Origin of the sequence: Streptomyces sp. NPDC020299, from assembly GCF_044387825.1 — a bacterium.
In the GTDB taxonomy this organism is placed as follows: Bacteria; Actinomycetota; Actinomycetes; order Streptomycetales; family Streptomycetaceae; genus Streptomyces.
This window is the reverse complement of the sequence record NZ_JBIRWL010000041.1, coordinates 1-19,868: the sequence shown is the minus strand read 5'-3', so window position 1 is coordinate 19,868 and position 19,868 is coordinate 1. Positions and strand designations below refer to the sequence as shown.

Sequence of the window (19,868 nt, the reverse complement as noted above, 5' to 3'; positions counted from 1 at the left end):
GGAACAGCTCCCACAACTCGTCTGGCACCAGCCGCTCAACAATCCCCACCACGGCCCACAGCATAACGACTCGGCCAAATGAGATGACCTCTAAGAGTCATAGTAGAAGTGAGGCATTCCTGTTGGCAGATTTCGGAGGGTTTTCACCGCTAAGGGGGATGCTGCCCGACAGGAGGGGGAGCCACTGACACGACGCCCTTGCCGGCGGACCAGCTGTCCTGGAACGGCTGACGCGGCACCAGTGAAACTGGTTGATCGCCGTGCCGGTCGGTGTCGTTCAGAGACCCCTTCTTCTCGGATGACTCGCCTCCACGGCGCGCTCTCTTTTAAGAGATAGCGGCACCTCTCTGACCTGCGGAAACGCGGAAGATCTATTCACCCAGCGTGCATACATCGGGGGTCGTGGAGGCCCAGATGCATGCACGTAGGTGAATAGATCGTCTCCGTCAAGAGATTCCTCCGAAGATCCGCATGTAACCACCGAGAACATGGCTCGTTTGGCATGTTATGCAGCCCTGTTCGAACCCGAGGAGCAGCCGTGGGCCAAGCCGCGAGGTGTAGCGCCTTGCCATCGACGGCGGCACAGCTGGCTCCCGCACCGTCCTCACAAGAGCCGGTTGACGGCGTCGAGACCGCGCGTCAGCTGGTCAAATCGCTGGAGAAGATCGCAAAGCAGGGCGGAACCTTCACTACAGACCCGCAGGCCAAGCCATACGGGTTTGTTGGCAGGAAGCACCTCAGCCTCTCGCAGAAGATTCACGCGAACCTGTGGCGATTCGATCTGTCACCGACAGCCCGCAACGTCCTGGACCACATGGCGGTGCATCACGACGATCAGGCCATGGTGGATGTGACACAGAGCCAACTCGCCACACGCTTCGGCTGCTCACAGGCGAAGGTCAGCAGAGCAATCGGCCAGCTGGTCCACCACCACTTCACGTGGAAGGAGAAACGAGGACAGTACCGGCTCAATCCGCTGTACGCCTACCGGTTCGGCAGCCGCAAGCACATCCAACTGCTGAACACACTGGGTCCCACAAAACTCGCCGAGCACGAGATCGTCATCCCGCCCGCCAGGAACGAGGCCATCCGATGAGCACCCCCGGCTTCCTCAACCCCGAGACCTTCGAGATCCTGCCCAACGCCCGTCTCTCCCGCACCGCCCGAGACGTCTTCGACATCCTTACAGCCCGGCAAGAACCCGGCGGCGCCGTTCACATCCGCCAGGACGACATCGCCGCACGCCTGGGCATCACACAAGCCTCTGTCTCACGAGCCATGAGCCAGCTCAAAGACAAAGGCATCATCGAAGGCCGCCAACGACAAGGAACCATCCTCATCCACCCACTACTCGCCGGCTACCAATCACCCGCGCACATGATCAACCACATCCACGACCCCCACACCTACATCTGGCCTCTCAACTTCCCCAGCGCAGACATCCGCCCACCCAGGCGCAACGACCCCCGAACCCACACCGACTTCGACCCCGACCCAGACGGCAACAACACCACCCCTGCACCTCAGCCCAAACCAACACTCCACCTCGCCGGCTGAGCTGAGGCAAGAAAGCCGACACCACCCAGCCGCGGCAGGCCACCGTACGACTGCGTCCGCGGCGGTCATTCCGGAAAGCGAAGGAGACCGCATGAACCCCATGGGCATATCCAGGTCAGTCCCACTGTTCGTGGGCGAGGGAGGTGACCGGCTGGGGCTTGCCAATGACGGCCAGGGCGATGAAGAAGTTGATCTGACCGATCGCGATGGTGAGGGTGGCCAGCGCCTTCTGGTCGTAGTACTTGGCGACCTCGGCGTACAACTCGTCCGTAACGCGCTCCTGCCCGTGCGGGGCGGGCTGCAGGGTCGCCTCCACCAGGGCGAGGGCGGCACGCTCGGCATCGGTGAAGTACGGGGCGTCCTGCCACGAGGAGACGGCGGTGATGCGCTCCTCGGACTCCCCCGCCTTGCGCAGGAAGCCAGTGTTCAAAACCGTCAGGTAGGTGTTGCCGACGATCTGCCCGGCACGCAGGTGGACCAGGCTCACCGTGGTCCGCGGGACCGAGCGGTTGCCCGTAGCCCGGAACAGGGCGGCGCTGACGTCGTTCAGCTCGGGCACGAACTCACCCGGGTTCGGCATACGGGAGATCGAGGTCTTCGCCATGACTGCACTCCTTCACATCCACCTGGTCAGCGGCTTCACTGCACTGACGGACCAGCACACCAGGATGTGACAGGGGTACGGGAAGTTCCTTTTCCCAGCATGCGCCAAGCCTGGTGACGAAGCTGGAGACCGCGTACCCGCCGCCGCCAGCACGCCATCGCCCAGGGCTGGAAGGGCGAGGTCGAAGGCATCGAGCTGACCCTGACGTTCCTGCGCTCCAAGCGGGCCCAGGTTCACCGCTCGCAGCAGCTGCCTCCGGTGAACCTCGGCATCCCCTCTTTCCTTCACAGCCGAGCCACAACTGAATGATCAGCAGCGCGGACCGGCTGTCAGCAGCCGGTCGCGCACGAGCCCTCACGGGGCCACACCACGTGAGCGCCCGGCTCGCCCGCACCAGGCCCAGTTCCGCTCCTGGAGCCAGGCGAAAGTGGTACCGCGCCCGGGCCCGAGATTCCGCCGCTCACTAGGATCCGACCATGATCCAGGACGGTGAATCGATGCGCGGCGGTCTGTCGACCGTACGCCGTGAGGGCGAGACCATCCTCAGGCCCTGGCGAGTGTGGACCCCCGCGGTGCGGGAACTACTGCGCCACCTGGAACGGGTGGGATTCGCCGGAGCGCCGCGCGCCCTGGGCGACGGTCCCGTGGACGGCCAAGAGGTGGTGTCGCTGCTGCACGGCGAAGTCGGGCTGTCCCCGTGGCCACGGGCGCTTCTCGCGGACGAGGGCGTCATCGCGCTCGGGCGGTGGCTGCGCGACTATCACGAGGCCGTACGCGACTTCCGGCCCTCGCCGCAGGCCGTCTGGTGCGACCCGGACGCCCGCTGGCGGCCCGGGCTGATCATGCGCCACGGCGACCTCACGAGCTGGAACTCGGTCTGGGAGAACGACCGCCTGGTGGGCGTCATTGACTGGGATCTGGCCATCCCTGGCGAGGCGTTGCACGATCTCGCACAATTGGCCTGGTACAGCGTGCCTTTGCGGCTTCCCGACCGTCAGCGCAGGGTCGGCTACGGCGCAGCCGGCGCTCCGTTGGCGCGACGGCTGCGACTGCTCTGCGAAGCATACGGTGCGAATTCGGCCGACGTGCTGGACGCGCTGACGCGGTTGCAGCGTGACGAGACCGACCGGATCGCGCGCCTGGGCCAGCTCGGAGCGGACCCCTGGGCGACATTCCTGCGGCAAAACTTCATCCCGGACATCGAGGAGGAGCGCGCTTGGGCGCTAGCACGGCGCGAGGAACTCCTCGGCCACGCTTGACGCGACCCGCCGGGCGCAGCCGCGTCGCGAACCGCTGACGCTCAGTACCTTCCAGAGTTGGTGCAGAGAAGGTCGAGGCATTACGCGCCGTTCATGCCGGAGTCCGACAGCTTGTAGAAGCGGCCTTTGCCGGTGGCCTCGGCCAGTCGCTGCAGGAGCCCCTGTGGCACCCGGCGGTCCGCGGCGTAGTGCGTCAGCCCGCTGACGGCGAGCGCGGCGGCGACGGCGGCCGGGCGCAGACGGATGCCGAGGACGCGGGTGCCGGCGAGGAGGACCAGGCCCTGGGGCGGTGTACTGGAGGACGTTCTCTTTGGTTCGTGATGGCGTCGTGCACTGTCGCATCACCCGGAGGTGGGGTCCCGTGTACGACGCTTCACGTCGCAGTTGTCGTTGAAGGCGCGTGGTTCATGAGTTCTCCGGAAGTCTCAGGCCCTTTCGTGTAGTCATGCCGTGGGTCAGCGGTACTGGACCGTGCTGGACGAGGGCCAGCGGCACATACGGTTCGGTCGCGATCAGGCGGAGTCGACGACGCGGACGTACGCCGGGGCGGTCACGCTCTACCTGACCTGGTGCCGGTGCACCGGGCGGGACTGGACGACGGCGGCGGGACGGCTGGGCAACTTCAGTTCTGGCTGCGGCACTCGCGCGGGGACGACTGCCTTCTGCCAGCGGCAGAGCACCGGCCCGACCAGGCTCGACGATCACTACAGTCCAGGCTCATGACGACGGTTACAACGCGCACGATCGAATACGTGGCCGACGGCCTGACGATGATCGGGCACCTCGCGCTTCCGGCCGGTGTCGACCGCCGACCCGCGGTCCTGGTCGGGCCCGAGGGGATGGGGCTCAGCTACGACGGGTCGACCGCGGACTACATCACGGAGCGGCCGTACGGCTTCAAGTTCCGTAAGTTCAGCAAGCAGACGTTCAGTGCCGCCGGTGCCAGGTACGGCAGCACGTTCAAGGATCTGTTCAAGCTGCCGAACACCGAGGTGCGCTTGACGACCAACGGCCATGCGTGCGGTGCCGCCGTGTTCACCGACACGCGCTCCAGTGCCAGTGCGTTCTACCAGACCTGGAAGCGCTGCTCCTAGCTGTAGCCAGCACGGACGTGCCGAACCGGCCTAGTGGAGCCTCACCTTGTGAGCGTCGGCTGTGACGGCGTACCTCACGGGCGAACCTGCCTCCGTGGCCGAGCAGTACACGGCGACGGTGCCGCCGGGAACACCTGCTGGAGCACCCAGGTACGGAAGTCGGTCTCGCGGAGATGATCGGTCACACTCTTCCTCGTCTCACACCCTCAGGCATCCCCTGCATCACAAGACCGATCCAAGTCCGCCTCTGCCTACGTCCTACACGGAAACCGGAGCGCCCGGGGTTGCACGCTTCCGCCAGACATGGCACGGGATCCGCAACAGCCAGGCTTCACTTCAGCCGTCAGCGTCCGCGCGGATCGGCCGGCGGCTGTACGGGCGCACCTGACAGGGGTACCGCCGAGGTGAGCCTGACGAAGGCCCTGGCGGTGCAGGCCGACGGGGTCGGTGCGGTCCCCCAGACCATGGGGGAGTTCGGCGGGTTCGCCAAGCAGTACGAGCAGATTGAGGTGGTCTCCGCCACCACGGCAACTTGTGGGAGGTGCTGCTGTACGGGCAGATCGGCCGGGTCCGGGCGATCATGTTCCACCTGGCCGACAAGCTGGAGTTCACCGCCGCGAGCGAGTGCCGGACGCGCTCGCGCACGCCCAGCGCCACCAGGCGGCGCGCGGCGAGTACATCAGCGCCCGCAACGAGGAGGGCAAGGACGGACATCTCCCTCGCCATACAGAACTGGCGCATTCTGGCCACCCGACAGGCTGCCGACCGGCCGTCTGCCGGCTGGGGGCCTGCGCGCTGATCTGCCGGCGCAGCCGCTGCTCGGCCTGGAGTTGCTCGGCGGTCGTTCGCAGGTCGCGGTCCTTGGCGCTCAGCTCGACGGCCTCGTGCCGGGCCTGCTGGGCCTCTTCGGCGTGGGCGGTGTCGATCCGTGTGGCCAGGGTGGGCAGGTGGGCGTGCATCGCGGCGAGCTGCTGCCGCAGGGCCGTCGGGTCGGCGGGGGCCTCGCCGAGCGCGCCCCGGGCGCGGAAAGCCTCGGCGTAGGGGGAGGTGCGCAGCGTCTGCCAGGCCTGTTGCCGGGCGGTGGCGGCCGTGCGTTCGGCACGCTGCTGCTCGTCGTGGGCGTCGGCCATCTGTCGCGTGTACTGGGCGAGCAGGGCCCGCTGTTCGGCGCGGGAGGTACCGGCCGGCGGCATGGCGAACCGGCTGCGGCCGGCGGCCGCCTCGATGCGCTCCTTGATGACCTTGGCCTGTGCGGCCAGTTGGTCGGCCGCGGCGAGGACGGCGGCCGCGGCCTGCGCGGTGCGCTGTCCGGCGCTGGGCTGTTCGGCCGCGGCCGCCGCCAGTTCGCGGGCGTGGCAGGTCTGTTCGTCGGCGGCGTGCTCGGTGGTGGCGGCTGCGCGCAGTGCCTTGGCGAGCCTTGCCTCCAGCTGTCCCGAGGCAAGGGGGCCCCCGTACGCGCTCCCGGAGTCTGGCCGACCGCGGCGAGGCCCTCGCCGATCCACACGAGCGTGCCGTCCTCGGCGGCGTCCATGCGGTAGTCGACGTGGTCCCCGACGGCGGTGCCGGTCTTCGCCACAGAGGAAGTCATCCGCACCGCCCGCGACCTCCTGTCCGACCCCGGCCGCTCCATCACCTCGATCGCCAAACTGCTCGGCGTCTTTCCGGGCACGCTGTACAACCACATCCCGGATCTGCGCGAACTACGCGCGGGCGCCGTTCCTCGCCGGCTCGAAGCGCCCGTGAAACAGGGGAAGCCGCAGCAAGATCAATCTCAGCGGCACTCTCTGTACCGCAACTACTCACACCCGGATGTCACCCCGCGCGGTGCTGATGTCGGCAGAGCCACCGAGCCGACCCATCTCAACGTCACCGTCGACCGCGGAGAGGCGGACACTCGCCGCCTCATCGATCTTGATCTGACGATACGCACCCTCGAAGACGATGTCGCCGAGGCGGCCGACGCTGCGGAGTTCGCAGCCGGCGGTCCTGGCCTCGACGCGGGAGCCGGCGGGGAGCTGCACGGTGATGTGGATGGGACGGGGTTCTTGGTGTGTGGCTTCGGCGGGGTGGTTACCAGACTCCCGGGATCAGACGGGGGCGGCCGGTGGCGTAGGCGGGGTAGCCAGGGATGTGCCACAGGAGTTGTTCCTCTGTGCGGATGCGCCAGACCAGGGCGAGGAGGAGGGAGAGCAGTGCGGTCAAGCTGAGGGGGTTGCAGAAGAAGGCGACGAAGCCGGCGTTGGCGAGTGCCATGCCGGTGTAGGCGGGGTGGCGGACCAGGCGGTAGGGGCCGGTGGTAACGATGTGGTGGTCGTCCAGACGGCGGACGTGGTGGGAGTAGAAGCGGCCAAGGGTGTGGATCGCGGTCAGGCGTACGGTGATGCCGGTGGCGAAGGTGGCGATCGGGATCAGCATCCAGGGGGACCAGCCTGTCCAGGGCAGGGGGCCCAGGGCGGCGCTCGCCCAGGTGGCGCAGCGGGCGGTGGCGTACACCGCGAGGGTGCGGCTTTCGGCGACGCCCTCGCCCGGGCGGTCCGCGGTGATCCGGAGTTCGGCGAGTCCCCAGGCCAGGTAGGCGGTCAGCATGGCCGCGGCGGCCCGGTGCTGGGGCTCGTCGAAGTGGCTCACCTGGGCGGTCATGGCCAGGGAGAAGACACCGAGTTGCAGGATGAACAGGGTCAGGGTGTAGGCGCGGACGAAGCCGGCGGTGTTCTTCGCGTTCACGATGCCGTCCTGGCCGCGCGCATGCGCCGGTAGGCCGCCGCGCTCACCACGATGTAGTCCAGGGCCATCTCGCCGACCCTGGTGCCGTCCGTTCCGCCGGCCAGGTAGTCGATGGTGAGGCGGCCCCGGCTGCCGTTGCCGGGGCCGGTTACGCTACGCAGGGTCACGGGGGTGCGCGGTGGGAGTGTGACGGGGAGCTCGGCGGTCATGCCGAGGAGCAGGATCTGGGAGTCGGCAGGGCGGCCCTGCACGACGTGGCCGTAGAGGATGCCGAACTGGCGTCCGGCCTCCACGAGTTCCTCGATGCTTCCGGCGACGGGGTGGCGCTGGGTCAGGTAGTGGTCCGTGCCCGGCGTCCGCAGCGGGGCGAGCAGCCATTCGTCGCGTATGTGGGCGTGTCCGATCAGCACGTTCTCCGGCCGGTGGCGGTGGACGAGAGTGCGGTCCGCTCGGTCGGGGAGGCTGGGTGCGGTGCGAGTGGGCCGGGGGAGCGCGGGCCGCCGTGTGAGGTACTCCAGTTCGCCGTCGGCGACCGGTGTGTCGTGCTGGGCCACCCGCACCTGCCAGCGGTGATGGGGGGCGGCGCGGCCCTGGGCGGAGACGGTGACGGGTGCGTTGAGTTCGGCCATCCTGGGCACGCGCAAGCTCAGTCGTACCGTGTTGCCCGGGTGGAGGGCGTGGGCCGGCGGTGCGGCCAGGTCGAGCAGTCCTGCCACCAACAGCATGGCCGGTACGTGGTCGACCGGGTGGTCGAAGAAGAACGGGTGGGTCTCGTCGACGTACAGCCGGGAGGTGCGCCGCTCCCCTGCTCCCGTCCATGTGTTCACCGAGGGGGGTGAGATGACGGATGGTGTCGCCGCACTTGTCCCGGTCAGCGTCCTTGCGGGCAGCATCAGCGCTGCTCCTTCCTGTGGTCGTGCGGGAGCCGGTGTGGTGGGGCCGGTGTCATGGGGTGGGCGGGGTGGGGGTCTGCCAGTGGTCGTGGTGGAGAACCGTTTCGAGCGGCTCGCGGGGGGCGGGGCGGAAGCCGTGGTCGCCGGTGACGTGGGCGGTGGGGATCAGCGCGCCCTGACGTACGGTCGGCGGCAGGTTCAGGATGGCGGCCGTCTCGCTTTCCCGGGCCAAATGGACACTGGTCCAGGTGGTGCCGAGTCCGCGGGTGCGGGCGGCGAGCATATAGCTCCACGCGGCCGGCAGGATAGAACCCCAGATTCCAGCCTGATTTTTTTCCGGTAATTCAGTTCCGGAGAGCTCCAGACAGGGGATCACCAACACCGGAACACGGTGCAGATTTTTGGCGAGATGGTAGGGGCCGCGCAGTACGGCGGGCATGCCGGCGGGATCTTCCAGGGCAGGCCCATACCGGTCATGAAAAGCGTTTCGATACACCTCGGCGATTGCTTTGCGCCGTTCTTCATCGGTGACGACAAGCCAACGCCACCGTTGGAAATTACCCCCGTTGGGCGCCTGCAAGGCTAGTCGCAGACAGTGTTTGACCTGCTCAAACTCTACCGGTTGGTCGAAATCGAGCCGAAATCGCACTGCTCGTGTTGTGGCCAGAACCTCTTCCGTCGCGAGAGCTTCCGACCCTTCCCCCTCCAGTTTTTGGCCAAAATCATCGGCGTTTTGGATCATTCCGGTGTGAGCCATGCAGAGAAGAATCAGACGGACAACTAGAGGAACGTTCGTGTGATCACTAGAAAAGAAGTCAGGTATGCCGCGGACCGCCGAGTGCCACGCAAGTCGGGTTCAAGTCCGCCTGCCTAGGCTCCCTGCCCATGTCGATTTCCGCACCGTATCTGGGGTGACAATGCTGATCACCGATTTTCACGCATTGCTTGATCCCGCCGTGGTCGGACACAAATTCTCCCGACAGGCCTCCCTGCGACTGGCGGGGTTCGAGGTGCCGGCGTTCGTCTGTCTCCCGGCCGAGGCCTTCGACCGGGCGCTGGCGGCGCTCGACGCGCCTGCCCCGCCCTCCGGCTCCCGGGCCGAGGTGCTCGCGTGGGCGGAGCGGACGCACCAACGGCTCGCAGCGGCTCCCGTGACCGAGGACCTGGCCGCCGAGCTGTTCACCACCTTCGACGGCCTCGTCGGCCCGCACGGCCGGGTCGCTGTGCGGGCCTGTGTCGTCAGCGGGCCGGACGGCGCCGGTGAGGACGGCGCCGACGATCCGCACGCCGGACTCAGCAGCAGCTATCTGTACGTCTCCCGGGACCAGTTGCTGTCCCGGGTCGCCCGCTGCTGGGCGTCGGCCTTCAATCCCCATGCGGTGCTGTACCGGTTGACCCGGGGCACCGACCCGGCGGCGGCTCGGGTCGCGGTCGGGGTGCAGCGGATGGTCGTGGGGAGTCGCTCCTTCGTCGCGTTCAGCCGCGATCCCCGGGGCGGCGACGAGCGGTGTGTCATCGCCGCGGGGTACGGGCTGGGCGAGGGTGTCGTCCAGGAACAGGCCGACATCGACCACTTCTTCGTCCCGCCGGACGGCGGGAGCGTCGAAGGAGTGGTGGTGACGAAACGGCGCATGCTGGTCGCCGACGACACCTCGGGGGTCGTCGCGCGGCCGGTCCCCGAGGAGTGGGCCACCCGGCCCGTGCTCAGCGACGAGGAGGCGGGCGATGTCGCGGCGCTGGTCGCCCGGGTGACCAGGCACTTCGGCGGGCCGCAGGACGTCGAGGGGACCCTCGCTCCGGAGGGCCGGGTGCATCTGTTGCAGGCCAGGCCCGCGGTCATCATGGACGTCACGGAACCGGAGCCCGGTCCCGCGCCCGGGACCGGGCGGGGGACCGTGGCCTTCTGGAGCCGCGAGAACGTCACCGAGAGCTACCCGGGAATCAGTTCCGCCCTGACGTTCTCCCAGGCCCAGGAGTACTACCGGCGAACCTTCGCGGGTCTGTACCGCCTGGCGGGAGTGCCGGAGCCGGTCCTGCGCCGACACGACCGGCATCTGCGGCGAATGCTGGGCTGGCTCGACGGGCGGATCTACTGCCGGCTGGACAGCTGGTACCGGCTGCACGGGCAGGTGCCGGCCTTCGAGCTGATCCGCGGGCCGTGGGAGCGGTCGATGGGGGCCATCGAGCAGGAGCGGCACCACTCGCTCCCCGCCGCGCTGGCCGGCGTACCGAGGCTGCTGTGGCTGCTGCTCAACCACCCCTCTTCGGTGCGGCGGTTCCTGCGGTGGTGGGACGCGTTCATCGAGCGGACCGGGGACCTGGACGGCCGTGACCCTGACAAGTTGATCGCCGTGTACCGCGAGATGTGGGCGGAGGCCGGGGCCCGCTGGGCGCCGACGCTGCTCAACACCTTCTTTCTGATGCTGAGTTACCGCACCGCCGACGGTCTGTTGCGGCGCTGGTGCGGTGACGCGGCCGACGAGGTGCGCCTGGGCATGCTGTGCGGCGGGCCGCCCAACCGGTCCGTGGCCGCCGTGCGTTCGGCCATGTCGCTGGCCGAGCTGGTCGGCGCCCGTCCGATGGCGCGTGAGGAGGTCTGCGCCGGGCCGGAGCGCGGCACGACCGACGAGGAGCTGTGGCAGCGCCTGTCGTCCGGCCGGTACGGAGCGGAGCCGGCCCGGGCCGCGCGGGCGCACCTGCGCAGCTACGGGGACCGTGCGCCGAACGACCTGAAACTGGAACAGCTCACGCCGCGCCAGCATCCGGGCCTGGTCATCGGCATGATCCGGCCCTACTTGCGGCAGGGTCTGTCCGTACGGGCCAACACGGATGGCGAGCGCGAGACGCGCCGGGCGGCGGAGGCCGCGCTGCGAGCCGCCTGTCCGCCGGTGCGCCGTGCACTGGTGCGGGCGTCCTTCACCGCGCTGCGGTGGTTCGTGCGGGCGAGGGAGGACACCCGTTTCTGCCGTAGCCAGCTGTTCGGTGTCAGCCGCGAGGTGCTGCTCCGGCTGGGCCGGACGCTCGCCGCGCACGGTCTGCTCGATGACGCGCGTGACGTCGTCGACCTCACGGTCGACGAGGTGGTCGGCGCCTTCGAGGGCACGCTGGCGGGCACGGGGCTGCGAGAGCTGGCGGCGGTGCGCCGTGCGGAACGACTGCGGTACGCCGACGAGCCCGACCGCGAGGCCCGCGTCGTCACCCCCGTGGACCGGCCTCTCGCGACGGGCCTGGCCGACGGGCCCGTCGAACCGTCACCGGTCTGCGACAGCGCGGCGCGGGAGCTGAGCGGCATGGGCTCGGCACCGGGCGTGGTGCGCGGCGTGGCGAAGGTCGTCCGCGATCCGCGGATCTCTCCCGACGAGTGCCGGGGAAAGGTGCTCATTGCCCGGGAGACGGATCCGGGCTGGCTGTTTCTGATGACCGCGGCCCAGGGCATCGTCGTGGAGCGCGGCACACCGCTGTCGCACACCGCGATCACCGGGCGGCTCCTCGGTATCCCCACCGTCGTGGCGGTGGCCTCGGTGACGTCGATCGTGCGGGACGGTGACCTCGTCGAACTCGACGGCAGGACCGGGACCGTACGCGTGCTCGAGCGGGTGGCGGCGTCGTGATCGTACGACTCGGGCGGTTCTTCTCCGGCAGCGTCGCCCTGCCGGTGTGGCTGCTGACGACGGTGCTGTGGACGCTCGGTATGTTCGGGCTGTTCGCCGCCCTCGACAGCGGGACGACGGACTGGCGGCCGGACCGGCACACCCTGGTGGCGGCTGTGACCGTCGCCGTCAGCACAGTGGTCTACCGGGCCCTGGACGACATCCGGGACCTGGCCTACGACCGTGAGTACCATCCGGACCGGCCACTCGCCGCGGGCCTGGTGCGGCGGGCGGACCTGCTGGCGCTGGCGGGCTCGGGCTTCCTCGTCCTGCTGCTGCTCAACGCGGCGGTCGGTTTCGGCCTGCCCGTACTGCTGGTCCAGCTCGCCTACATCGTGGTGTTCTTCACCGTGGACCAGCGCTACGGCTGGCCGGACGGGGACCGGGTCCTGATGAACCTGCTCGTCGGCTGGCCGGTACCCGTGATGCTCAACGTCTACCTTTACACGGGGTTCCTGACGGCGACGGGACGTACGTCCTGGTCTGCCGGTGTCCTGGCCGTCGTGGTCGCCACGCTCGCCTCTCTCACGATGGAGTTCACCCGCAAGCTGACCCGCTCGCCACGGCCCGGAGCGCACACGTACGTCGAGGTGTTCGGCGTGAACGGCAACCTCGCCGTCGGGCTCGGCTGTGCCGTCGGTGCCACCGCGCTGGTCCTGGCCGGCACCCGGCCGTGGTCCGGGGGTGCGGCCGCCTGGGGCTGGCTGGTGCTGCTGCCCGCCGGGGTGATGGCCAGCGCCGCGGTGCGCTTCTGGGGGCGACGTGCGGCCCGGTGGCCCGCGGTGGCGAGCCAGGTGTTCCTCCTCAGCAGCTATCTGGTCTATCTCCTGATCGGTCTTCTCGCACCCGGAGGTGCCTCATGACAGAGCTTCGACCGTTCCCGTTCGCCCAGGGGCCGAATGTCTGCCCGTCCCCGGAGCACGAGGAAATCCGCGCGGCGGGCGAACCCATGCGCGTCCGGCTCGGCGACGGCCGTACGGCGCTGATCGTGGCCGACTTCGAGGACGTGCGCACGGTGTTGTCCGATCCCCGGTTCAGCCGGGAGGCCGCCGCCACCGGCAATCCCTTCTTCGCCCGAACCCGCCAGTCGCTCGCCCTGTCGGGCAGCGACGCTCCCGATCACACCAGGCGACGCAAGGCGATCGCGCACGCCTTCGGTGCCGGGCGGATCGCCGACTTCGTTCCCGAACTGGAGCGCATCGCCAGCGAGTTGATCGACGCCATGACGGCGGGGGGCAAGGAGGCGGACCTGGTCGCGTCCTTCACCATCCCGTTCACCATGCGACCGATGTGCCTGCTGATCGGCATCCCGGAGGACGACTGCGCGCTGCTCAAGCCGTGGGTGGACGCCATGATGTCGATCAGCCGCTTCGGGCCGGAACAGGTCGCCGAGGCGCACAAGCGCGTGAACGACTACTTCGTCGCCCTGGTGGCCGCCAAGCGGGAGGCCCTTGACGCGGGGACACCGGACGCGGACCTGCTCACGGACCTGCTGCGGACCAGCGGCACCGAGCAGGGGCTGTCCACGGACGAGATCGAGGTCATGGGCGCGGGGCTGCTCATGGCCGGTTACGAGACCATCAGCAACCATCTCGCGGGGTCGGTGTACCTGCTGCTCCAGCACCCGTCCCTGGTTGCGCGGATCCGCCGGGACGAGGCAGAGCTCCCGCTGGTCATCGAGGAGTTGCTGCGGCACATCTCGCTGGCCGGCACCGGCGGGCACAAGCACCAGGCGGTCGCCGACGTGCCGTTGTCCAACACGGTGGTCCGCACCGGTGAACTGGTCGTGCCGCTGACCGAGGCGGCCAACCACGATCCGGCGGTGTTCGACCGAGCCGACGAGTTCCGGCCCGAGCGCAGTCCCAACCCGCACATCGCCTTCGGTTTCGGCCGGCACTTCTGCCCCGGGGCGGCACTGGCCCGTGCCGAACTCCGCGTTGCGCTCGGGCGGCTGGTGACCCGGCTGCCCGGGCTGGAGCTGACGGTGCCGACCGAGCGCGTCGCGTGGCGGGAGGACATGTACATCGGCGGGCCGTGGGCGCTGCCGGTGCGCTGGTCCTGAGTACCGCCGGGCCGCCCGGCGCCGTGCCGGCCGCGGGCCGATCGCCGCATCCTGCTGCTGCGGGTGTTCTGCCCCTCCGCTCAGATCGGCGCCGCTTCTGCCCATTTCGTGGGCTCTCATAGGGGACCAATGGCACTGTGACTCCCGGCCGGGGATCGGGCCTTGCGGGTGGGGTATAGTCGATCTTGAGTTCGCTGCCGCGAGGCGGCCTGGCTCATGCGTTGGTGGTCCAAGGAAAGACGCCCCGCTTCCTGCGGGGAAATGCAGGTGCAAGGCCTGCCCGGCGCTCCAGAGAAAATCGAGAACCCCGCCCCCGGTCAGCCGGGGGCGGGGTTTTCGGCGTGTGCTGCCGGAAGAGGGTCGCGATGCTCCGCAGTGTGGGGGTGCCGTCAGTCGCGTACGCGGGTGGAGGCGTGCGGGGTGAGGTGGCGGGCGAGTACCTCGAGGGCGGCGTTGATCTCCTTCAGGCGCTCGGGGGCCGCGTCCTCGCCCAGGGCCGTGGTGAGGGCGTCGTCGATGCCGGTGGCCCGCACCTCGGCGACGCGGCCGGAGACGTGGGGGGCCTTGCGGACCAGGAGGCGGCGGCGGTCGGCGGGGTCGAGGGCGGTGACGACGGCGCCGGCCTCCTTGAGGCGGGCGACGGCCGTGGAGACCGCGCTCTGCGGCAGGCCGGAGCGGTTGGCGATCTCGCCCACGGCGCTGTCGGGGTGGCTCGCGATGTCGCTGGCCACGATGAGGACGGAGCGGACGCTGCCGCCGTAGCGGGAGGCACCGCCTTCGGGTTCCGGCATGGCCGACTCGCCGATCTTCATCAGGGTGCGTCCCAGGAGGAACAGTTCGACTCCGTTCATTACTCCAGATTACATCGCGGTTGATTCATCTTTTTGGATGCATTTCCTTTACACCACCCCCTGTGCCAGCATCGCGTCGGCCACCCGCTCGAAGCCGGCGATGTTGGCGCCCGTCACATAGTCGCCGGGGGCGCCGTAGCGCTCTGCGGTCTGCCAGCACAGGTCGTGGATGTCGCGCATCACGGCCGCCAGTTCGCTCTCGACCCGCTCCCGCGGCCAGGTCTCGCGGCCGCTGTTCTGCCGCATCTCCAGCGCGCTGACCGCCACTCCCCCGGCGTTGGCCGCCTTGCCCGGACCGAACGCCACTCCGGCGTCCCTCAGCACCCCGGCCGCGGCCGGGGTGACGGGCATGTTCGCGCCCTCCGACACCGCCTTCACCCCGTTGCGCACCAGGGTCAGCGCGTCGGCGGCGTCCAGTTCGTTCTGCGTCGCCGACGGCAGCGCCACGTCGGCCGGGACCTCCCACACCGAGCCGCCCGGCACGAACACCGCCGAGGCGCCGCGGCGTTCCGCGTAGTCCGCCACCCGGCCCCGCTCGACCTCCTTGACCTGCTTGAGCAGGTCGAGGTCGATGCCCTTGTCGTCCACGACACAGCCGTCGGAGTCGGACACCGTCACCGCCCGCGCGCCCAGCTCGTGGAGCTTCTCGATGGTGTAGATCGCCACGTTGCCCGAGCCGGAGACCAGCACCTGCTGACCCGGCAGGTCCTCGCCGCGCCGGCGCAGCATCTCGGCCACGAACAGCACGTTGCCGTACCCGGTGGCCTCCACCCGCCCCGCCGACCCGCCCCAGCCCACACCCTTGCCGGTGAGGACGCCCGCCTCCCAGCGGTTGGTGATGCGCCGGTACTGGCCGAACAGGTAGCCGATCTCCCGGCCGCCGACGCCGATGTCCCCGGCCGGTACGTCCGTACGGTCCCCGATGTGCCGGTACAGCTCCGTCATGAACGACTGGCAGAACCGCATCACCTCGGCGTCCGAACGCCCCCGCGGGTCGAAGTCGCTGCCGCCCTTGCCGCCGCCGATGCCCAGGCCGGTCAGGGCGTTCTTGAAGATCTGCTCGAACCCGAGGAACTTCACGATGCCGAGGTTCACCGACGGGTGGAACCTGAGGCCGCCCTTGTAGGGGCCGAGCGCGCTGTTGAACTCCACCCGGAAGCCACGGTTGACGTGCACCCGGCCGCGGTCGTCCTGCCACGGCACCCGGAAGAGGAGCTGCCGCTCCGGCTCGCAGATCCGCTCGACCAGCGCCGCCTCCCCCAGCTCGGGCCGGGCCGCCAGAACCGGGTCCAGCGTCTCCAGTACCTCTCTGGCCGCCTGGTGGAACTCCGGTTCGGCCGGATTGCGGCGTACGACCTCGTCGAGCTGGGCGGCGAGTCTGTCCCGAGCGGATGGTGATGTCACAGCAACCTCTTCCGGGCCAATGGCGGGTGAACAGTCGTCAGTACAGTCCCGCGCCCTAGGATTCCGGCAAAGCACCGCACGACCCCGGAACCGTGGCGTGTCGCAGCACCGCGACGGCCGAGATGCTAGAAGTCGAGTTCCAGGTCCTCGATGTCGGTGAACTCCACCGACAGTCCCTGGGCGCGCCGGCTGCGGTCGCGGAAGTACATCTCGCCCAGGCCTTCGGCCAGGATGTCCCGCAGCTGCCGCTCGGTGGCGCCGACGTCCTGCGCGGCGAACAGCCGGGCCGCGTACTCGGGGGGCAGCGCCTGGTTGATGTGACGGACGCGTGGGTCGTCGGTCGTGCCGGGCGCGGCTGTGAAGCCGAAGCGGGCCCGGGTGGAGACGAAGATGCCGCCCGTGGCGGCGGCCTGCTGCCGGGCCCGTTCCCGCACGCGGGGCTGCCAGCGTCTGCGGGCCTCGGCGGTGAGCCGGTCGGCGAGGTCGCGGCGGGGGCGCTTGAGCTGGCCCTTGACGTAACGCTCCACCGTGCGCTGCGAGATGCCCAGCAGTTCGGCCACGGGTCTGGTGCCCTTCAACTGCCGTACCAGGAAGCGCATCTGGGCCTGGGCCGACTTCGGGAGCGGGCGTGTGAAGTGCTCGGCGGCGGCCTCGTCGAGAGTGTCCCCGATGTCGACCATCGCGCCGTCCCGCTCTTTCGTCGTCTCATTCTGCGTGTGCCGCCACAGACGTTACAGGCCGTGTGGTCGGAGGAGGGTGCTTGGCAAGTTGTTCCGGCTCGTTCTGGCTTCCTTTCCGAGGAGTTGCCAAGATTTGCCAGAGGGGCCCGGCCGATGTCTGCGTAGTGGATTACCGCAGTTCAAGCGCTGTTTTGCGAGGCAAGTACGAGGCGGGCCGGGCCTGCCGTCCAGCGTTCTGAGGCGCTTTTGGTGTGCAGGTCGAGCGCGTCTCCATCGGTTCCCCAGTGAGGCACGAGACCTCATTGCCAATCTTCTTGGCAAGAGGTTGCCAAACACCGAAGACGAAGTTGTCACCGAGGAGCCAGCCATGAACCGCATCGCCCGGATCGCCGCCACCGCCGCCGTCGCCGCCGCCGCCTTCACCGCCACCGGCGTCACCACCTCGGCCGCACAGGCGATCGGCTGGCCCACCACCGCGCAGACGGCCACCGCCTCGGACACCATCGGCTGGCCGACCACCGCCAAGGCCACCACCGCGGCCGCCGACAACGACGGCATCGGCTGGCCCACCGCCACCACCGTGAACACGGACGGCATCGGCTGGCCCACCACCGCCACCACCGTGCACACGGACACCATCGGCTGGCCCACCACCGCCGCCGTCTGACCCACGCCCCACCGAGAAGCCCCCGTCGGCCACCGGCCGCCACGGGGGCTTCGGCGTTTTCGGGGAGGGGCAGGGCGCGTGAAGCTCATCTCCGTCGGCGCTCGACCCGCTCTAGAGGCGGTCCCCGGATCCTGTCCCGGATGAGCGAACGTTCGGTGACTGCGGCGAGGGGGCGGCTCATGGCGGAGACGGCGGGCACGACGACGGCGGCCGGAGCTCTGGAGCAGATCCTCGCCGCCTGCTCGGTGGGACGGTCCCGGGTGGTGCTGGTCGAGGGGGCGGTCGGCTGCGGCAAGAGCCACCTCCTCCAGGCCGTGGCCGAACAGGCAGCCGCCTCCGGGGCGCTGGTGCTCACCGCCGCCGCCACCGAGGAGGGCCGCCACACCCCACTCGGCGTGCTGCGCCAACTATCCAGCGGCAGACCGGCGTTCGCGCTGCCAAGGCGCGAGGACACCGGGGCGGAGTTCTGCGCGCGGTTGTGCGCCCTAGCCGTCGACGCGCCGGTGCTGCTCTGCGTGGACGACCTGCACCACGCCGACCCGGAGTCCCTGCGCTACCTCCGCCACCTCGCCCAGCACGTCTTCCCCTCCCCGGTGCTGCTGATCGCCACCGTCTCCGCGCAGGCCGAGGAGCACGGCCAGGCGTTCGACACCGCGTGGACGGGCCGGCCGCACGTCCGGCAGATCACTCTGGGGTTGTTGTCGCTCCAGGAGACCGCGCAAGCCGTCGCGGGCCGCTCGGAGCGCTCGGTCTCGGAGCTGTACCGCTTGAGCGGCGGAAACCCGCTGCTGCTGCGGGCCCTGACCGAAGAGGAGCAGAGGGCGGACGCCACGGCGGACACGGCTCGGGTGGCCGCGTGCGCACCCGAGGGGCCCTTCGCGACGGCCCTCGCCACCTGCCTGGCCCGCAGCGGACCGGCCGCCGTCGCGTCGGCACGCGCGGTGGCGATCCTGGGCGACCGCGCGACCGCCCCGGTCCTCGCGCGCCTGCTGGGCGCCGGCGCCGGCACCGGCGTGCCGGGGCTCGCCGCGCTGCGCTCCTGCGGGCTGCTCGACGGACTGCGCTTCCGGCATCCGGCGGTACGGGACGTCGTACTGGCGCGGACTCCCCCGCGCATCCGTGCGAGCCTGCACCGGCGTGCCGCGCTGGCGCTGCGCGAGGCCGGCGTCATGGCCTCCGTGGTGGCCGGTCACTTCCTCGCGCCGTTCGCGGACGGCGTGCGGCGGCCCGCCCGGCCGGGTGACCTCGAAGTACTGCGGGACCTGGCCGAGGAGCTACTGGCGCAGCGCCGGCCGGACGAGGCCGAGCGGATCCTCGAACTCGCCCACGGTGTCTGTCCCGACACCGCCACGCGGACCGCCGTCGAACTGCGGCTGACGGAGATCTCGGTCTGGCCCGACGCGGCGGCCCGGGTCGTCGAGCGGGAGCCGCTGAACGGCCTCGAGCAGCGTGTGGCGGCGCTGGCCGCACGCGGGCTGAGCAACCGGCAGATCGCGGTGAACCTGCTGCTCTCGGTGAGCACCGTCGAGCAGCGCCTGACCCGGATCTACCGCAAGCTGCGCATCCAGGGCCGCGCCGAACTGGCCGCCGCCCTGGTCGAGGGGGCCCGCGCCGCCGCCGTCATCGGCTGAAACCGCCGCCGACCGGATCGGCCGGTGCTTCAATGATCGACGCCGGCACGGCGGTCGACCAGGGGGAGCGGGCACCACGATGCGGAAGTCGTACTACGCGGCACACATTTACATGATCGTCGGAGTGATCTCCGGGCTCTTCTACAGGGAGTTCACCAAGGCCGAGGACTTCACCGGCGACACGCAGCTCGCCGTCATGCACACGCACCTGCTGGCGCTGGGCATGCTCGGATTCCTGATCGTCCTGGCGCTCGACAAGCAGTTCCAGCTGTCCGGGACGAAGCTGTTCACGTACTTCTTCTGGTTCTACAACGCGGGCATCGTGGTCACCGTCGGCATGATGGGCGTGCACGGCAGCCTGACCGTGCTCGGCGACGACGTGCCGGAGGTCGTACCGGCGGTCGCCGGGTGCGGCCACATCCTGCTCACGGTCGGGCTCATCCTGCTGTTCGTGCTGCTGGGCAAGCGTCTGAAGGAGCCGGTCACGCAGCAGCCGCCGGCCGGCGAGCCGGAGCACTCCAGGACGTCGGTCTGAGCGCCTGAGGAATCCACTCAGACGACCGTCCAGGTGTCGCCGCCGGTCAGCAGCGCGGCGAGGTCGCCCTTGCCCTGCCGTTCGACGGCCGCGCCGAGCTGGTCGGCCATGAGGGTGTCGTAGACGGGACGCTCGACATCGCGCAGGACACCGATCGGCGTCTGGTGGAGGGTGTCGGGGTCGGCGAGGCGGGAGAGGGCGAAGGCGGTGGTGGGGGAGGCGGCGTGGGCGTCGTGGACGAGCACGTCGGCCTCGTT

Annotated in this window: 17 protein-coding genes and 3 pseudogenes; 10 read left to right on the top strand and 10 right to left on the bottom strand. The window is 69.7% G+C overall.

Annotated elements, in window-relative coordinates:
• The first annotated feature begins 565 nt into the window (after nucleotides 1–565).
• Both ACH45E_RS45640 and ACH45E_RS45635 read left to right on the top strand, forming a co-directional pair.
• Nucleotides 566–1,096, top strand: coding sequence for a hypothetical protein (locus ACH45E_RS45640; protein WP_361457995.1), 531 nt, complete (start codon nucleotides 566–568; stop codon nucleotides 1,094–1,096).
• Nucleotides 1,093–1,557, top strand: coding sequence for a helix-turn-helix domain-containing protein (locus ACH45E_RS45635; RefSeq protein ID WP_361457998.1), 465 nt, complete (start codon nucleotides 1,093–1,095; stop codon nucleotides 1,555–1,557). Before ACH45E_RS45640 ends, ACH45E_RS45635 begins: the two co-directional genes overlap by 4 nt.
• A 115-nt stretch (nucleotides 1,558–1,672) precedes the next feature.
• Here ACH45E_RS45635 and ACH45E_RS45630 read toward each other — a convergent pair whose 3' ends face one another.
• On the bottom strand, nucleotides 1,673–2,161 hold the full coding sequence (locus tag ACH45E_RS45630) for a carboxymuconolactone decarboxylase family protein (RefSeq protein WP_361458001.1): 489 nt from the start codon (nucleotides 2,159–2,161) through the stop codon (nucleotides 1,673–1,675).
• Nucleotides 2,162–2,637: 476 nt separating this feature from the next.
• Between ACH45E_RS45630 and ACH45E_RS45625 the strand changes: the two genes are divergently transcribed.
• Nucleotides 2,638–3,420 (top strand): phosphotransferase, encoded by a 783-nt coding sequence (locus ACH45E_RS45625; protein ID WP_361458004.1) that lies wholly within the window; start codon nucleotides 2,638–2,640, stop codon nucleotides 3,418–3,420.
• 719 nt (nucleotides 3,421–4,139) lie between these two features.
• A pseudogene (locus tag ACH45E_RS45620) lies at nucleotides 4,140–4,313 on the top strand (dienelactone hydrolase family protein); the annotation flags it as partial.
• Between the two features lie 809 nt (nucleotides 4,314–5,122).
• On the opposite strand, the gene ACH45E_RS45615 reads toward ACH45E_RS45620, so the two are convergent.
• From ACH45E_RS45615 to ACH45E_RS45595, 5 genes and pseudogenes are all read right to left on the bottom strand, one after another.
• A complete protein-coding gene (locus ACH45E_RS45615) occupies nucleotides 5,123–6,016 on the bottom strand; it encodes a hypothetical protein (protein ID WP_361458007.1) in 894 nt (297 codons plus the stop codon).
• A gap of 300 nt (nucleotides 6,017–6,316) precedes the next feature.
• Nucleotides 6,317–6,547 (bottom strand): annotated as a pseudogene (locus tag ACH45E_RS45610) (hypothetical protein); the annotation flags it as partial.
• Nucleotides 6,548–6,584: 37 nt separating this feature from the next.
• The gene (locus tag ACH45E_RS45605) at nucleotides 6,585–7,238 is read right to left on the bottom strand and encodes an isoprenylcysteine carboxylmethyltransferase family protein (RefSeq protein ID WP_361458010.1); all 654 of its coding nucleotides are present in this window, start codon (nucleotides 7,236–7,238) and stop codon (nucleotides 6,585–6,587) included.
• A complete protein-coding gene (locus ACH45E_RS45600) occupies nucleotides 7,235–8,131 on the bottom strand; it encodes an AfsA-related hotdog domain-containing protein (RefSeq protein WP_361458013.1) in 897 nt (298 codons plus the stop codon). Before ACH45E_RS45600 ends, ACH45E_RS45605 begins: the two co-directional genes overlap by 4 nt.
• Before the next feature lie 52 nt (nucleotides 8,132–8,183).
• Nucleotides 8,184–8,888: a nitroreductase family protein gene (locus ACH45E_RS45595; RefSeq protein ID WP_361458016.1), complete on the bottom strand. Its 705-nt coding sequence runs from the start codon at nucleotides 8,886–8,888 to the stop codon at nucleotides 8,184–8,186.
• Between the two features lie 199 nt (nucleotides 8,889–9,087).
• Here ACH45E_RS45595 and ACH45E_RS45590 point away from each other — a divergent pair, with 199 nt between their 5' ends.
• Genes ACH45E_RS45590 through ACH45E_RS45580 form a run of 3 tightly spaced genes read left to right on the top strand, consistent with a single transcriptional unit; the run spans nucleotide 9,088 to nucleotide 13,843 of the window.
• Entirely contained in the window at nucleotides 9,088–11,742 is a 2,655-nt protein-coding gene (locus ACH45E_RS45590; protein WP_361458020.1) for a PEP/pyruvate-binding domain-containing protein, read from the top strand.
• Nucleotides 11,739–12,644 carry a hypothetical protein gene (locus ACH45E_RS45585; protein WP_361458023.1) on the top strand — a complete coding sequence of 302 codons (906 nt, stop codon included), beginning with the start codon at nucleotides 11,739–11,741 and terminating at the stop codon, nucleotides 12,642–12,644. The genes ACH45E_RS45590 and ACH45E_RS45585 overlap by 4 nt, the downstream gene beginning before the upstream one ends.
• Nucleotides 12,641–13,843, top strand: a complete 1,203-nt coding sequence (locus ACH45E_RS45580; protein ID WP_361458026.1) for a cytochrome P450 — start codon at nucleotides 12,641–12,643, stop codon at nucleotides 13,841–13,843. Before ACH45E_RS45585 ends, ACH45E_RS45580 begins: the two co-directional genes overlap by 4 nt.
• Before the next feature lie 389 nt (nucleotides 13,844–14,232).
• On the opposite strand, the gene ACH45E_RS45575 is transcribed toward ACH45E_RS45580, so the two are convergent.
• The 3 genes from ACH45E_RS45575 to tpg all read right to left on the bottom strand — a co-directional run bounded on the left by ACH45E_RS45575 (nucleotide 14,233) and on the right by tpg (nucleotide 16,778).
• A complete protein-coding gene (locus ACH45E_RS45575) occupies nucleotides 14,233–14,694 on the bottom strand; it encodes a helix-turn-helix domain-containing protein (protein WP_361458029.1) in 462 nt (153 codons plus the stop codon).
• A gap of 48 nt (nucleotides 14,695–14,742) precedes the next feature.
• On the bottom strand, nucleotides 14,743–16,098 hold the full coding sequence (gene gdhA / locus ACH45E_RS45570; RefSeq protein ID WP_361458032.1) for an NADP-specific glutamate dehydrogenase: 1,356 nt from the start codon (nucleotides 16,096–16,098) through the stop codon (nucleotides 14,743–14,745).
• Nucleotides 16,099–16,223: 125 nt separating this feature from the next.
• The gene (gene tpg, locus ACH45E_RS45565) at nucleotides 16,224–16,778 is read right to left on the bottom strand and encodes a telomere-protecting terminal protein Tpg (protein WP_361458035.1); all 555 of its coding nucleotides are present in this window, start codon (nucleotides 16,776–16,778) and stop codon (nucleotides 16,224–16,226) included.
• A gap of 367 nt (nucleotides 16,779–17,145) precedes the next feature.
• On the opposite strand from tpg, the gene ACH45E_RS45560 reads away from it, so the two are divergent.
• The 3 genes from ACH45E_RS45560 to ACH45E_RS45550 all read left to right on the top strand — a co-directional run bounded on the left by ACH45E_RS45560 (nucleotide 17,146) and on the right by ACH45E_RS45550 (nucleotide 19,611).
• The gene (locus ACH45E_RS45560; protein WP_399042889.1) at nucleotides 17,146–17,445 is read left to right on the top strand and encodes a hypothetical protein; all 300 of its coding nucleotides are present in this window, start codon (nucleotides 17,146–17,148) and stop codon (nucleotides 17,443–17,445) included.
• 140 nt (nucleotides 17,446–17,585) lie between these two features.
• Nucleotides 17,586–19,076 (top strand): AAA family ATPase, encoded by a 1,491-nt coding sequence (locus ACH45E_RS45555; RefSeq protein WP_361458311.1) that lies wholly within the window; start codon nucleotides 17,586–17,588, stop codon nucleotides 19,074–19,076.
• A 79-nt stretch (nucleotides 19,077–19,155) separates the two neighbouring features.
• Nucleotides 19,156–19,611 carry a DUF2871 domain-containing protein gene (locus ACH45E_RS45550; protein ID WP_361458308.1) on the top strand — a complete coding sequence of 152 codons (456 nt, stop codon included), beginning with the start codon at nucleotides 19,156–19,158 and terminating at the stop codon, nucleotides 19,609–19,611.
• Nucleotides 19,612–19,628: 17 nt separating this feature from the next.
• Here ACH45E_RS45550 and ACH45E_RS45545 read toward each other — a convergent pair.
• A pseudogene (locus tag ACH45E_RS45545) lies at nucleotides 19,629–19,868 on the bottom strand (2-oxoacid:ferredoxin oxidoreductase subunit beta); the annotation flags it as partial.